The organism is Sediminibacillus albus (assembly GCF_900101125.1).
GTDB classification, from domain to species: domain Bacteria; phylum Bacillota; class Bacilli; order Bacillales; family Amphibacillaceae; genus Sediminibacillus; species Sediminibacillus albus.
This window is the reverse complement of the sequence record NZ_FNFL01000003.1, coordinates 112,046-127,604: the sequence shown is the minus strand read 5'-3', so window position 1 is coordinate 127,604 and position 15,559 is coordinate 112,046. Positions and strand designations below refer to the sequence as shown.

The window sequence follows — 15,559 nt, the reverse complement described above, 5'->3', positions numbered from 1 at the left end:
AATGGAAAAAGCAGAAATTTATCAGCCAGTTCATCCTGTGCGTTTCGTTACATCTTCTAGTTTATTTGATGGGCATGATGCTTCCATCAATATTATGCGCCGTATCCTTCAGTCAAGTGGTGCGGAAGTGATACACCTTGGGCATAACCGTTCCGTAGAAGAGATCGTCAATGCAGCCATTCAGGAAGATGTACAGGGAATTGCCATATCTTCTTATCAGGGAGGGCATGTAGAGTATTTTAAATATATGGTCGACCTATTAAAGGAAAAAGGTGCCGGCCATATTCGTGTGTATGGTGGCGGCGGTGGAGTTATTATCCCGCGGGAAATAAAGGAATTGCACGACTATGGTGTCGCCAGGATATTCTCTCCGGAAGACGGCCGCAGTTTCGGTTTGCAAGGAATGATTAATCAAATGCTAGAGGAATGTGATTTTGCGCCACCAGTCGACCTGCAAAAAGAAATTGAAAAGCTGCCCGCTGCTAATCATCAGGCATTGGCCCGTTTAATAAGTGTGGTGGAAAATCATCCACAGCCGGAACAGGCAGCAGCAATAGAGGCAGTCTGTAAAGATACACAGGCAAGCACGGTGCCGGTTCTTGGGATCACCGGAACTGGCGGGGCCGGAAAAAGCTCGTTGACAGATGAACTGATTCGCCGGTTTATCAATGAAATCCCTGACAAAAAAATAGCGGTTTTATCGATTGACCCGACCAAAAAGAAAACCGGCGGTGCTTTACTTGGAGATAGAATTCGCATGAATGCGATATTTTCTGATCGAGTTTTTATGCGCTCGTTGGCAACAAGAAATTCGAGCAGCGAGCTATCCAAGTCGATTGCGGATGTGATTGAAATTGCCAAGGCCGCCGGCATGGATTTTATAATTGTCGAAACAAGCGGGATTGGCCAGGGGAATGCTGCGATTACAGATGTTTGTGATTTATCCATGTATGTCATGACAGCGGAATTCGGAGCGCCGTCCCAATTAGAAAAGATAGACATGATTGACTTTGCTGATTTCATTGTAATTAATAAGTTTGAACAGAAAGGTTCCGAAGATGCCTTAAACCAGGTACGAAAGCAATACGAGCGGAGCAGAATGCTCTTCCACCAGAATAAACAAGACTTCCCTGTGTTCGGAACGATTGCAAGCCAATTCAATGATGCTGGGACTAATACATTGTTTGCTGCAATGATTGAAAAGCTTAACAGCGAGTATAACTGGAATAGCACCACCTCTTTTGAGAGGGTAAATGTGGTGGAAAAACAGAATGTCATTATTCCAAATGAAAGAAGGCACTATTTACGCGACATCTCCGCTTATGTAAAGAAATATCATGAAAAGGCAGATGATCAAGCAAAGGTTGCCAGGAAAATTCAACATTTGCGGGCCACCAGGGAACTAATCGCTGATGACAGCCAAACTGGCCCGATTGAAGAGCTGCTTGAGCAGCAGGAAATGCAGCTTGAGGCTGGAAACAAACGATTGCTGGATGCCTGGGAGGAGACAAAAGCAAACTATCAAAAAGATCAGATGTCCTTTCCGGTTCGCGGAAAAGAAATAACGCTTGATATTAACAGCGAGAGTTTGTCCGGTTTAAAAATACCGAAAGTGGCTTTCCCTTCATTTGCTGACTGGGGCGATCGCTTAGTCTGGCTATTAAAAGAAAACGTCCCAGGTGCCTTTCCATTTACGGCCGGTGTATTTCCTTTTAAACGAAAGGGCGAGGATCCGAAACGGCAATTCGCTGGAGAAGGAACCCCGGAACGAACGAACCGCCGTTTTCATTACTTGTCAAAAGACGATGATGCAAAAAGACTTAGTACTGCGTTCGATTCTGTCACACTTTATGGAGAAAACCCGGATCTGCGTCCTGATATATATGGGAAAGTAGGCGAGAGCGGAGTCAATGTTTGTACTTTAGAGGATATGAAAAAGCTTTATGACGGGTTTGATTTAATCGATCCGAAAACGTCTGTTTCTATGACTATTAATGGACCAGCTCCAATTATATTGGCCATGTTTTTTAATACAGCTATCGATCAGCAAATGGAAAAATTCACAGAAGAAAACGGGCGTAAGCCAACCGATCAAGAAGCTGGTGCTATTAAGGAGAAAACGTTGGCTACTGTTAGGGGAACTGTCCAAGCCGATATTCTCAAGGAAGACCAGGGCCAAAACACTTGTATTTTTTCAACTGAATTTGCACTCAGAATGATGGGGGATATTCAACAATACTTTATCGACCACCAGGTAAGAAACTATTATTCTGTCTCGATTTCCGGCTATCATATCGCTGAAGCTGGAGCTAACCCGATTACCCAGCTTGCCTTTACATTAGCCAATGGATTTACCTATGTTGAATATTATTTAAGCAGGGGAATGGACATAAATAAGTTTGCACCGAACCTGTCTTTCTTCTTTTCCAATGGTCTTGATCCCGAGTACACGGTGATTGGCCGTGTTGCCCGCAGAATTTGGGCTATTATCATGAGGGATAAATATGGAGCAGATGAAAGAAGCCAGAAGCTGAAATATCATATTCAAACATCTGGACGCTCCCTCCATGCCCAGGAAATCGACTTTAATGACATCCGGACAACATTGCAGGCCTTGATAGCTATCCAGGATAATTGCAATTCACTGCATACGAATTCCTATGACGAAGCCATCACCACACCTACAGAGGAGTCCGTCCGCAGGGCAATGGCGATTCAAATGATTGTCAGTAAGGAATTTGGCCTTACCAAAAATGAAAACTCTCTTCAAGGGGCATTTATTATCGACCAGCTAACAGATATGGTTGAGCAGGCGGTTTTGCAGGAGTTTGAGCGGATCAACGACAGGGGCGGGGTTTTAGGCGCCATGGAAAGGCAGTACCAACGCGGTAAAATTCAAGAAGAATCTCTGTTTTATGAGGCGAAAAAGCACTCTGGCGAGCTGCCGATCATTGGGGTGAATACTTATTTAAACCCTAATCCTCCGGCTGGCCAGATGGATTCGATGGAACTGGCACGTGCTTCTCAGGAGGAAAAAAGACATCAGATCCAAGAGTTGGAACGCTTCCATGACAATCACGAGCATGAAGCAGAAGCTGCTTTAGAAAAATTAAAAACTACGGCTTCATCGGGAGGAAATGTTTTTGCCGAATTAATGGAAACAGTTAAAGTCGCCAGCCTGGGACAAATAACCAATGCTCTATATCAAGTTGGCGGTCAGTATCGTAGAAATATGTAGTTTTGATAGGGATGCTACCGCTTGCGTGCATCCCTTTTGTTTTTGAAGCGCTCCCGTACCTTCGCTTTTCATCCAAGCTAATTGCTGAGTGACTAAAGTGTTGAACTACAAAAATCGTTAGTCCATGTTTAACCGAGCTTAAAAGTGTCTAAATTAACAGGATATGAAAGAAAACTTTTGTTCCATTTTCAACTCGATGATTTGCGGAATGATAACAAGAGCTATTATTGCAATTTGATTTTTATAACCATATAATGTATGGGAGGATAAGTTATATTGGCCTCTACAATCATATGATTGGTTAAGACCGCTATTTTTTCTTCAGCAAAAGGCTTTCAAAAACTTATTAAAGCAGGCGGAGTACTGCTCTTGTGCTGGAAGCGGCAGAGGAAGACATAATTTTTCTTAATAAAAAAATGAATGTATACATTCTTGTAATCCAATAGCATGAGCTGCTGCTTTTGCTTGGAAAAGCGTAAAGTAATCCGGATTTGTGTACATGAGCGTTTTTGGTTTCTAATAATTTGACATAAAGGGAGTGCTTGACCGTGAGCTTGAAAAATTACAGCCACGAGGAGATTGCTGATTTCTCGATGATTGAAATAGCGAATTTGATCCTTTTAGATGAAAAAAAAGCAATGGATTTTAGAGAAGTATATGACCGTATCGCTGAGTATAAAGGTTATAGTAAAGCCCAAAAAGATGAATATATTGCTCAATTTTATACGGATTTGAACACGGACGGCCGCTTTTTGACTGGAGGGTCCAATCTTTGGGGTCTGAAAGTTTGGTATCCTGTCGAGCAGATCGAAGAGGAAATTACCGATGCGCCTAAGAAGAAAAAGAAAAAGAAAAAAGCGAAGGCAAAGGCTAAAGCCAAAACAAGTAAACGGAAAAAAGATGATATTTATGTGGAAGAAGAGATTGAAGACGATTTGAGTGAATTGGAAGAGGAAGACTTAGACTTCGATGACCTCGACACAACGGATTTCATCGATGATACCGACGATGATTTTGACGATGACGATGATACAGATGCTGACAAAGATGATGATTATGACGGAGATTTCCGCAGCGGTAAATTGGGTGACGAAGACAAGAAGGTCGTTGAGGAAGATGTATCTTATGTCGGCGATGAAGACGACGACAAAGCCAACGATGATAATTATAATTAATTGATCCGGGCTTGACTTTCTAAAGGGAAGTAAGTAAAATTTTATTTGGGCTCTTTAAATTATTTTATCGTTGATAAAGCGTTCCCCTGAATAAGGGGAGCGCTTTTGTTGTTTTATATGATTTGAAAAAAGGGGACAGGCATGCTTAAGCTGCTTGTCATACCCCAGGAGAGAACTCCGGTACATCCATAATAAAAAGGCTTTCTTTGGAATAATCTAACCAAGCGAGCAAAGACGGCTAAGTCTGACCCGGGAGCCGGGGACTAGACTACTAGTTAATTCTTAGCAGGATTACTACTAAATGGCATAATAATATAGAAAGAGGGATGCAGGTTGACAAAGTATATTTTCGTAACTGGAGGAGTTGTTTCTTCTCTGGGTAAAGGTATAACTGCAGCATCGTTGGGACGTTTGCTGAAAAATCGGGGGTTAAATGTTACTATCCAGAAATTTGATCCTTATATCAACGTTGACCCGGGGACGATGAGTCCTTATCAGCATGGCGAAGTATTTGTAACAGAAGATGGTGCAGAAACCGATTTGGATTTAGGTCATTATGAAAGATTTATCGATATAAACCTAAATAAATACAGTAACGTCACCACTGGAAAAATTTATTCCACTGTGATAAAGAAAGAACGGAAAGGTGATTACCTGGGTGGTACCGTTCAAGTTATCCCTCATATTACCAATGAAATCAAAGACAAAGTATTCCGGGCCGGTCAGCAAACAAACGCTGACGTAGTAATCACAGAAATTGGCGGTACCGTCGGCGATATCGAGTCTCTTCCTTTTTTGGAAGCTATCAGGCAAATCAAAAGCGATATCGGCCGGGATAACGTTATGTATCTACACTGTACCCTCGTTCCTTATTTGAAAGCCGCAGGGGAAATGAAGACGAAACCGACACAGCATAGTGTGAAGGAGCTTAGGTCGCTTGGTATTCAGCCCGATGTAATTGTTTTGCGGACAGAGATGGAAATAAGCCAGGACATGAAAGATAAAATAGCCTTGTTCTGTGATATTGATTCCAAAGCAGTAGTGGAAGCTGGAGATGCAGATACCCTGTATCATGTTCCGATGTCCTTGCAGGAACAAAAACTCGACCAATTGACATGCGACCACTTTGGCCTCGATTGCGCTCCGGCGGATATGACGGAATGGAATGAGCTGGCGCAGAAAGTTAGAAATCTTTCCAAGGAGGTCACTATCGGCCTGGTTGGAAAATATGTGGAACTCCCTGATGCTTATATTTCTGTGGTAGAAGCATTGAAGCATGCTGGATACCAGTTTGATGCGGATATTACCATCCGCTGGATTAATTCAGAACATGTCACTGCAGAAAATATCAAGTCGAAGCTGGAAGGTGTGGATGGCATTTTAGTACCTGGCGGCTTCGGTGATAGAGGGATCGAAGGAAAGATTGAAGCGATACGCTATGCCAGAGAAAATAAGGTTCCGTTCTTGGGTATTTGTCTTGGTATGCAGCTCGCCACAGTCGAGTTCGCCAGAAACGTTTTAGGATTGGAAGGCGCTCATTCTGCGGAAATTTACCCAGAGACGCCTCATCCGATCATCGATTTGCTGCCAGAGCAAAAAGATGTTTCCGATCTTGGCGGAACGCTACGGTTGGGCGTGTACCCGTGCAGGTTGAAACCTGGAACTAAAACAAGGAAAGCTTATCATGATGAGGATGTTGTCTATGAAAGGCATCGACACCGTTTCGAATTTAACAACGTCTACCGTGAGCAGATGGAAGCTGAAGGGTTTATTTTCTCAGGGACAAGCCCGGACGGCAGACTGATTGAAACAATTGAACTGGAAGACCATCCTTGGTTTGTAGCTTCCCAATTCCATCCGGAATTCAAATCAAGGCCGAACCGCCCGCAGCAGTTGTTCCACGACTTTATCGGTGCATCTGTAGACGGCCTGTAAAAAAATAAATGTATGTGCTTTAACTCCGCAGGCGATCGTTCCGAAAATGGTGCCGTCTGTGGAGTTTTTTAATGGCTGTTCAAAGGGAAGTGCCAAAAAAGCCAATATTCCACAAGATTAGCAGGAAAATACTCATCTGCCCTAGAACACTTAATATAACTTGGTAAACATAACAGTTAACTATATTCTTAAAAGTATAGAAACAACAGATCAAAAATATAAAATTTAAACCGTGCCGCGCTTTGGTAAGGGTTTAAGTATAGAATCAGGAAGGGTTGAGGCAGAAATGGCAAAAACAGTGATGATCGTAGATGACCAGCCAGGCATCCGGCTGTTGTTGGAGGAAATTTTAAAAAGCGAAGGTTACCGGATTACTACTGCGGAAAATGGCAAGGAAGCTTTAGATAAAATAGAAATCGAGCAGCCTGATTTGCTGATGGTTGATTATAAATTGCCAATTATGGATGCGAAGGCTTTGTTACATAAGTTGGAAGAAAAAGGGATCCATATACCTGCTATATTGATGAGCGGGCTTTCAGAAGAAATAGAAGGAAAACAAGACCAGTTTCCAATGGTGAAAGAAATCTTCGCCAAACCCTTTAATATTGAGGATGCAAGGTACCGGGTCAATCGAATTCTGTCAGAAAATGGATAGAGTGAATTACATAATAATCTGAAAAAAGAGAGAAAGCGTTATCTTTTAACTGTTTTGTTGCGCCGATAGATAGGAGTTGGTATTCTTATACTGTACCCAATCAAAAATAACTATTGACTGGATATTGCATACTAAAGCAGATAGCTTACCATAAGGAGGAAATAGCATGCCATTAGTTTCAATGAAAGAAATGCTTGAAGAAGCCAAGAAAAATAATTATGGCGTTGGTCAGTTCAATCTTAATAACTTAGAATATGTCCAGGCCATATTGCAAGCTGCTGAAGAGGAGAAGTCTCCAGTTATCCTTGGAGTATCAGAAGGTGCTGCAAAATATATGGGCGGTTTTAAAGTTGTCGTAACCATGGTTAAAGCGCTAATGGAAGAGTATGGTACTACAGTTCCTGTAGCAATCCATCTTGACCACGGCTCAAGCTTTGAAAAATGTGTCCAAGCAATCCATGCCGGATTTACATCTGTCATGATTGATGGTTCTCATTTTCCATTGGAAGAAAATATCGCATTGACTAAAAAAGTTGTTGAAGTAGCTCATATCAATGGCGTTTCTGTTGAAGCTGAACTTGGTCGTATCGGTGGACAAGAAGACGATTTAATCGTAGACGACGCAGAAGCAGCTTACGCGATTCCAGCAGAATGCGAAAGATTAGTAAACGAAACAGGTGTTGACTGCTTTGCTCCGGCGCTTGGTTCTGTACACGGCCCTTACAAAGGCGAACCTAACCTTGGTTTTGACCGTATGGAAGAAGTGTTTAATTTGGTAAATGTTCCTCTAGTACTTCACGGCGGTACTGGAATTCCTACTAAAGATATCAAACGTGCACTTTCTCTAGGAACATCCAAAATCAATGTAAATACGGAAAACCAAATTTCGCAAGCAACAAAAGTACGCGAGGTATTGGCGGAACAGCCGGATCTGTATGATCCTCGTAAATACCTAGGGCCAGGGCGCGACGCAATTAAGCAAACCGTTATTGGTAAAATGCGCGAGTTCGGTTCATCAAACAAAGCATAATTGGCTGAAAAGGAAACTGTCTGCCAGGACAGTTTCCTTTTCCTGCTATAAAATAATTTTCCACATGTTCTGCCACCATTCATTCTATCAATAACTCTTTTCAATTTAAATGTTCATAGCTATCAAGTGATTTTCCATGTTTAATCAGTTAAAATAAATAGTACAAGTTCATTAGGCAGCTGGTACACGTAAACCCGGCTAAGCCGATAACCCAAGCTTATCCGTTTGCAATAGCAAGTGAAAAGGAGTTGTGTAAATGAAGTTTTTCATTGATACTGCCAACATTGGGGAAATCAGGGAAGCAAGCGCTTTAGGAATTCTGGCGGGGGTGACTACCAATCCAAGCCTAGTAGCAAAGGAAGATGTTTCTTTTCATCAAAGGCTTCAAGACATAACAGAAGAAATTAGCGGTTCTGTAAGTGCAGAGGTGATTTCCGAAGATGCAGAAGGCATGATCGAGGAAGGAAAAGAGTTAGCAGCGATAGCTCCTAATATTACAGTTAAAGTACCAATGACGCTTGAAGGTTTAAAAACAGTAAAAGCGTTAAGTGATTTAAATATAAAAACCAACGTTACCTTGATTTTCAATGCCAATCAGGCATTGCTGGCCGCAAGAGCAGGGGCAAGCTTTGTGTCACCTTTTCTCGGAAGGCTGGATGACATCGGGCATAACGGGATGGAGGTAATTGCAGCAATCGCAGAAATCTTTGACCGCCATGGCATTGAGACAGAAATTATTGCTGCATCAATCAGGCATCCGCTTCATGTTACCGATGCCGCTCTAAACGGAGCCCACATTGCTACCGTACCATTTAGCATACTGAAGCAGATGGTGAGCCATCCACTAACCGACAAAGGAATCGAAAAGTTTTTGTCTGATTGGAACAAGCAAAATTAGTATGGTTTGGCAAAATTTGTGTAAAATAAGGTTGATCAACTAGATTACTGCAGATTTGCCTCTAAAGGAAAAGAAACGGGACGGGTGCAACCGGGAGTTGCAGTTGGACGATCTTTAGAGCAATCTCAGGGAGTGAGGAGTTCTCAATGCAAAAAATACTAGTAGAAGGCGGCAGTCCTTTAAATGGAAAAGTAAGAGTGAGCGGAGCGAAAAATAGTGCTGTTGCATTGCTGCCGGCTGCCATTCTTGCTGAATCAAAGGTTATTATTGAAGGGTTGCCAGGCATATCTGACGTTGAAGTATTAGGTGATTTGCTGGAGGAGATAGGCGGAAATGTATCTTGGAAAGGGCAGACAATCCATATCGATCCAAGCAATATGGTTAATATGCCTTTGCCGAGCGGAAAGGTAAAAAAACTTCGCGCCTCCTATTATTTCATGGGAGCGATGCTTGGTCGATTCAAGGAAGCAGTGATCGGCCTTCCTGGAGGCTGCCATTTAGGCCCGCGTCCGATTGACCAGCATATTAAAGGCTTTGAAGCTCTTGGCGCTACCGTGACAAATGAACAAGGGGCGATTTACCTTAGGGCTGATGAGCTAAGGGGAGCTCGAATTTATCTCGATGTCGTCAGCGTGGGCGCCACCATTAATATTATGCTTGCCGCTGTTAAAGCCAAAGGAAGAACGATTATTGAAAATGCAGCTAAAGAGCCGGAAATCATTGATGTAGCTACATTGCTGACCAGTATGGGTGCTCGAATCAAGGGAGCCGGCACAGATGTGATTCGAATTGATGGGTGTGACTCACTGACAGGATGTATGCATACAATTATCCCTGATAGGATTGAAGCCGGTACTTATACTATCATGGCAGCTGCGCAAGGCGAAAAAGTATTGATTGATAACGTCATTCCGCAGCATCTTGAATCATTGTTGGCCAAGCTTAGGGAAATGGGTATTAATATTGAAGAAGGCGATGAGCAGCTGCTTGTACAGCCTGGGAAAGAGTTAAAGAGTGTTGATATTAAAACACTTGTCCATCCAGGTTTCCCGACAGATTTGCAGCAGCCATTCACTTCCTTGCTGACCAGAGCGGTAGGAACCGGTGTGGTCACAGATACCATTTATCAGGCACGGATGAAGCATATTGACGAACTGCGGAGAATGAATGCCCAAATCAAGGTTGAAGGCGGCTCAGCAATTGTTTCAGGGCCTGTTCAGCTGGAAGGCGCCAAAGTGAAGGCCAGCGATCTTCGGGCTGGGGCAGCTCTGATAGCCGCAGGCCTCATGGCCAAGGGGATAACGGAAATCACTGGCCTTGAGCATATTGACCGCGGCTATGAACAAATTACTGAAAAACTGTCCGATTTGGGTGCAAAGATTTGGCGGGAAGAAATGACTCCCGAAGAAGTGGAGCAATTCCAAAATTCATAAAACGATGGTATTCTGCCGACGAAGCAGGCGTTTCACAATTCTGTTGAATAGTTTCAACAATCAGCTTGATAGTAGACAAATGCTTAAGGGTGCCCCGAGAGCTAGTTAAAGAACAAGGGCATCCTTTAAGCACCACTATACTCCGCCGGAACATCCTCCATCACTTTTATTCCCTAAAATGTATAATAAATGAGTCATACTTATGTTTTGAGGAAACAGTTTAAATGGTAAATGAATAAGCAGTTGAAAGGGTATACAACCGGCGTGCTGGCTTTTGCTGAAATTATAGTTGAATAATCAATAAAGAAAAGGTAATATTGAAGAAGTTTAATGAAGGTCTATTATGGAAATAATGCTATAGTATTGTTTACAAACTTCTATTCTAGTTTTATGCTTTCCTACTACTTCTTCCTTGTACGGCTTTCAAGTGTTGTTGACTAGAAAAGCCAAAGTGGATGAAAGGCGTCAACTTTCCTACTGGGTTTTCCTCCATCAGCTTAAAAATCTATCAAAAAGCTATCCGACGAGGCTTCGAACAGGAATTGCATAGTTTACCCGATCCATGGCACATGGTGAAGCGGCCGTTTCTGCCATCTGACTAAGCATAGGGCTGTGGCAGTGAAGAACTATTCTGTTAAGTAATGATCTTAATTAATAAAAATATAAAAATTAAATAGGTGTGGTGATTTTGTGGCTGAATTGTCCATTTCTCATTTAGAATCTTTAACGTTAAAGGATCTATATGAAAAAGCAAAAGAATATAAGGTATCTTATTATGCTAAATTAACAAAAAGAGAGCTTGTTTTTTCTATTTTGAAAGCTCAAGCAGAAAAAGATGGGTTCTTATTTATGGATGGAATTCTAGAGATTATTCCATCAGAGGGCTTTGGTTTCTTGCGCCCAATCAATTATTCTCCCAGCGCAGAAGATATTTATATTTCTGCTTCCCAGATTCGTCGGTTTGATCTTCGAAATGGGGATAAGGTATCTGGTAAAGTTCGTCCTCCTAAGGAAAACGAAAGGTATTACGGCCTCCTTCATGTTGATGCAGTTAATGGCCAGAACCCTGAAATCGCTAAGGAACGCGTTCATTTTCCAGCATTGACTCCGTTGTATCCAGACCGTCTAATGCGTTTGGAAACAGAAACGAAAAAACTCTCAACCCGAATTATCGATTTAATGACACCGGTAGGGTTTGGGCAGAGAGGATTAATTGTTGCCCCTCCAAAAGCAGGGAAAACAATGCTGTTGAAGCAGATAGCTAACAGTATTTCTAAAAACCATCCGGATTCGAAGCTGATCATCCTGCTGGTCGATGAGCGCCCGGAAGAGGTTACAGATATCGAGCGTTCTGTCCATCCAGATGTAGATGTTGTCAGTTCCACTTTTGATGAGGTGCCGGAAAATCATATAAAGGTTTCCGAGCTTGTACTAGAACGGGCGATGCGCCTGGTGGAGCATAAGAAAGACGTGATTGTCTTGATGGATAGCATTACCAGGCTGGCACGTGCTTATAATCTGGTTATCCCGCCGAGCGGCCGGACATTGTCCGGTGGTATCGATCCTGCTGCCTTCCATCGGCCAAAACGCTTCTTTGGTGCAGCACGTAATATTGAAGAAGGTGGAAGCTTTACCATTCTGGCAACAGCCTTGGTAGATACGGGGTCGCGTATGGATGACGTTATTTATGAGGAATTTAAAGGAACAGGAAATATGGAGCTTCACTTGGACAGAAGTCTTGCCGAACGCCGTATTTATCCTGCAATTGATATTCTTAGGTCTGGAACAAGGAAAGAGGAATTACTTGTTTCCAAAGATCATCTGGATAAAATTTGGGCTATCCGAAAAACGATGCAGGATTCCAACGATTTTGTCGAGCGTTTTCTGCGTAGGATGAGAGCTTCTAAAAACAATCAAGAATTCTTCCAAAACATGGAGGAAGATATGAAACGCAAGGGAACAGCAAGAAGGGCTTAATTATCCTTTCATAGTATAAAGAACGGTAAAAGGGAAAGTTTTACTTTGCCAAAATGCACCTTGCAAACGGAATTTTACACTGTTATAATCATTCTATGTGAGTTTAGAATAGATTGCTTATTAAGCCTATGTCTTTTAAAGGCGGGAAGTAATGTATCTCATGCCTCTATCTGTTTTATTCGGATTGGGGGCTTACAATAACTCTGTTTCTATAGGATTCAGGGCAAAAGGAGTGGAAAGAATATGAAAGAACAAATTCATCCGGAATACAGAAAAGTTGTATTTCTTGATACAAGCTCTGACTACAAATTCCTTAGCGGGTCTACTCAATCATCTGAAGAAACAATTGAATGGGAAGATGGCAACACATACCCATTGATTCGCGTGGAAATTAGCTCAGCTTCTCATCCTTTCTACACAGGAAAACAAAAAGCTGATAAAGCTGGCGGCCGTGTAGATCGATTCAAGAAAAAATATAACCTTGGCTAATATTCCCCAGGCATTTATGCTTGGCAATTAAGCCGGAATAGCATGGAAAACAGGCAAATTGTCTAATTTTTGCCTGTTTTTTTACTTTGTTCGTTTATCAATGTTATGTGGATGTGTGCAGCAATTGACATGGATTTTTTGAAGTTAGTTTGTCTAGTGCGAGCCTGATTGCAAAATAAGTAGAAAAATGACATTTTTTATAAATGGACAGGGAAATAACTAAGCATAAACATTCCTGAGATTCAGGAATTTAGATAACGACTTCTCTAACCTTGAAGGGAGTGACCCGCTTGTGTATGTAATGAAGCAAAGTGGATGGGTTGAACTTATTTGCGGCAGTATGTTTTCCGGAAAATCAGAAGAATTGATTAGAAGGGTACGGCGAGCTACATATGGAAATTTATCTGTCCGGGTTTTCAAACCGGCGATTGACAGCAGATACTCGGAAGAATCGGTAGTTTCCCATAATGGAACTTCTATTCTAGCTAGGCCTGTAGACAGTTCAGCCGACATTCTAAAGTATATGGATGCCGACGTCGATGTAGTCGGTATAGATGAAGTGCAATTTTTTGATGAAAAAATTGTAGAAATTGTAGATGAACTGGCTAATCATGGACACCGTGTCATTGTAGCAGGGTTGGACACTGATTTTCGAGGGGAACCATTTGGGCCAGTTCCCAAGCTAATGGCCTTAAGTGAGACAGTAACAAAACTAAATGCGATTTGTCCGGTTTGTGGATCGCCAGCCAGCAGAACACAGCGGCTGATTAATGGTAAACCCGCCTCGTACGATGATCCGATTATTCTTGTCGGTGCCTCAGAGTCTTATGAACCAAGGTGTCGCCATCACCATGAAGTACCAAACCGTCCCAGGCAAGCGTTAAACTTAACAACTTCCCAAGCATCGAAATAACCGATTAAAAACAGGGGGCCCAAACCAAGCTCCCTGTTTTTGTTTATCTTCGTTGAGCAAGCAAGGGTGGATAAATTGCTTAAACTGAAGCATCCTAACAGAAAATGCTTGGGAGGGTGCTTATGTGTAAAAGGATAATTCTCCTATTAATTCTATTGTTCCTGTCCATTCTGGCGGCTTGTGGAGAACAAAGCGGTGATTCACTGCAAGGGCAAAGCGGGATGGCACCAGGAGAAATGACGGATGAAGGTTATATGCAAACAAGGAATACCGGCCCAATTATTTTCGATGAGTTTGGCGAGAAACAATTGGATCAGGATGACGCCGACCATTCTAAAATGGCTCGGGCAGCAGAGTCGGTAGCAGGTGTACGTGTCCAAACAATTACTTTTGAAGATGATCAGGCTACTGTAACTGTGAGTGTAAATGAGCAATTAAATTCAGGAGAGAAAATGGCCAAAATTAATCATATTCGTTCGGCAATCGAAGGTGAGGTTCCGAATTATCAAATCAAGGTGTTAGTAAAATAAGTGTGAAATAGATGCATAGCAGCAGTTACAGTTAAAACGCACGAGGCATGTGAATTCGTGCGTTTTTGCCTGCTTATCTGTTTGTGATTCTATACCTTTCGTCCGACAGACGGAGTCTAGTAGCTATTGACTGAATATACGGCGGCAAGCTTTTTTTGACGGGGTTTTTCTCCTGTACTATAATTATACTGTTAAGGAGAAAGAGGTGGATGAAGTGTTAGACAGACTGCAATCCTTGGAAGATCGTTATGACAAGTTAAATGAACTGCTTAGTGATCCTGAAGTAATCAGTGATACAAAAAAACTACGAGAATATTCTAAAGAACAGTCAGGCTTGGAGGATGTCATCCAGGCTTACCGTGAATATAAAGATGTCACCGGGCAATTAGATGATGCGAAAGTGATGCTTGAAGATGAAGTGGATGCAGAAATGCAGGAAATGGTAAAATCCGAAATTAGTGAGCTATCCGAACGAAAAGAAGAATTGGAAGAAGAGCTGCGGATTTTGTTGCTGCCGAAGGATCCTAATGATGACAAAAACGTTATTATGGAAATCCGCGGGGCTGCTGGCGGTGACGAAGCAGCACTGTTTGCAGGAGATCTCTATCGGATGTACTCGCGTTTTGCAGAGGCAGAAGGCTGGAAGATCGACGTAATGGAGGCAAATACAACTGGCGTCGGCGGTTATAAGGAAGTCATTTTTATGATTAACGGCGAAGGCGCTTATTCCAAGCTTAAATTCGAAAATGGAGCACACCGGGTACAGCGTGTACCTGAGACCGAGTCTGGCGGAAGGATCCATACATCAACCGCAACGGTTGTCGTAATGCCAGAAGCGGAGGAAGTCGAGGTCGATGTCCATGAAAAAGATATCCGTGTTGATACGTTTGCTTCCAGCGGCCCAGGCGGACAAAGTGTAAATACGACGATGTCAGCTGTCCGACTGACCCATATGCCGACGGGAATCGTGGTTTCGATCCAGGATGAAAAATCGCAAATCAAGAACAAGGAAAAAGCGATGAAGGTTCTTCGAGCCCGTATTTATGATAAGTTTCAACAGGAAGCACAGGCTGAATACGATGAGACAAGAAAATCTGCGGTTGGATCGGGTGACCGTTCTGAGCGGATCCGAACATACAATTTTCCACAGAACCGTGTCACAGACCATCGTATTGGCTTAACCATCCAAAAGCTTGACCAGATCTTGGAAGGAAAAGTCGGAGAAGTCATTGAGGCTTTGCGTATGGAAGAGCAAGCCAAAAAACTAGAGCAGATCGGTGAATAAG

12 protein-coding genes are annotated in these 15,559 nt (G+C 42.5%); all 12 read left to right on the top strand.

Annotated elements, in window-relative coordinates; translation table 11 throughout:
- Position 1: 1 nt before the first annotated feature.
- A complete protein-coding gene (gene icmF / locus BLR93_RS09735) occupies positions 2-3,238 on the top strand; it encodes a fused isobutyryl-CoA mutase/GTPase IcmF (RefSeq protein ID WP_093213752.1) in 3,237 nt (1,078 codons plus the stop codon).
- Between the two features lie 548 nt (positions 3,239-3,786).
- The gene (gene rpoE, locus BLR93_RS09730; protein ID WP_093213750.1) at positions 3,787-4,413 is read left to right on the top strand and encodes a DNA-directed RNA polymerase subunit delta; all 627 of its coding nucleotides are present in this window, start codon (positions 3,787-3,789) and stop codon (positions 4,411-4,413) included.
- 333 nt (positions 4,414-4,746) lie between these two features.
- Positions 4,747-6,348, top strand: coding sequence for a CTP synthase (locus BLR93_RS09725; RefSeq protein WP_093213747.1), 1,602 nt, complete (start codon positions 4,747-4,749; stop codon positions 6,346-6,348).
- Between the two features lie 286 nt (positions 6,349-6,634).
- Complete coding sequence (locus BLR93_RS09720) at positions 6,635-7,003, top strand: response regulator (RefSeq protein WP_093213745.1); 369 nt, start codon at positions 6,635-6,637, stop codon at positions 7,001-7,003.
- A gap of 166 nt (positions 7,004-7,169) precedes the next feature.
- A complete protein-coding gene (fba, locus tag BLR93_RS09715) occupies positions 7,170-8,033 on the top strand; it encodes a class II fructose-1,6-bisphosphate aldolase (RefSeq protein ID WP_093213742.1) in 864 nt (287 codons plus the stop codon).
- Between the two features lie 256 nt (positions 8,034-8,289).
- Positions 8,290-8,931 carry a fructose-6-phosphate aldolase gene (gene fsa, locus BLR93_RS09710; RefSeq protein WP_093213741.1) on the top strand — a complete coding sequence of 214 codons (642 nt, stop codon included), beginning with the start codon at positions 8,290-8,292 and terminating at the stop codon, positions 8,929-8,931.
- A gap of 146 nt (positions 8,932-9,077) precedes the next feature.
- Positions 9,078-10,364 (top strand): UDP-N-acetylglucosamine 1-carboxyvinyltransferase, encoded by a 1,287-nt coding sequence (locus tag BLR93_RS09705; protein WP_093213738.1) that lies wholly within the window; start codon positions 9,078-9,080, stop codon positions 10,362-10,364.
- A 690-nt stretch (positions 10,365-11,054) separates the two neighbouring features.
- Positions 11,055-12,341, top strand: a complete 1,287-nt coding sequence (gene rho / locus BLR93_RS09700) for a transcription termination factor Rho (protein WP_093213737.1) — start codon at positions 11,055-11,057, stop codon at positions 12,339-12,341.
- Positions 12,342-12,584: 243 nt separating this feature from the next.
- Positions 12,585-12,830, top strand: a complete 246-nt coding sequence (locus BLR93_RS09695) for a type B 50S ribosomal protein L31 (RefSeq protein WP_026570790.1) — start codon at positions 12,585-12,587, stop codon at positions 12,828-12,830.
- Positions 12,831-13,122: 292 nt separating this feature from the next.
- Positions 13,123-13,743: a thymidine kinase gene (locus BLR93_RS09690; protein ID WP_093213734.1), complete on the top strand. Its 621-nt coding sequence runs from the start codon at positions 13,123-13,125 to the stop codon at positions 13,741-13,743.
- Between the two features lie 122 nt (positions 13,744-13,865).
- Entirely contained in the window at positions 13,866-14,273 is a 408-nt protein-coding gene (locus tag BLR93_RS09685; protein ID WP_093213731.1) for a hypothetical protein, read from the top strand.
- A 214-nt stretch (positions 14,274-14,487) separates the two neighbouring features.
- Positions 14,488-15,558, top strand: coding sequence for a peptide chain release factor 1 (prfA, locus tag BLR93_RS09680; RefSeq protein WP_093214650.1), 1,071 nt, complete (start codon positions 14,488-14,490; stop codon positions 15,556-15,558).
- Position 15,559 lies beyond the last annotated feature (1 nt).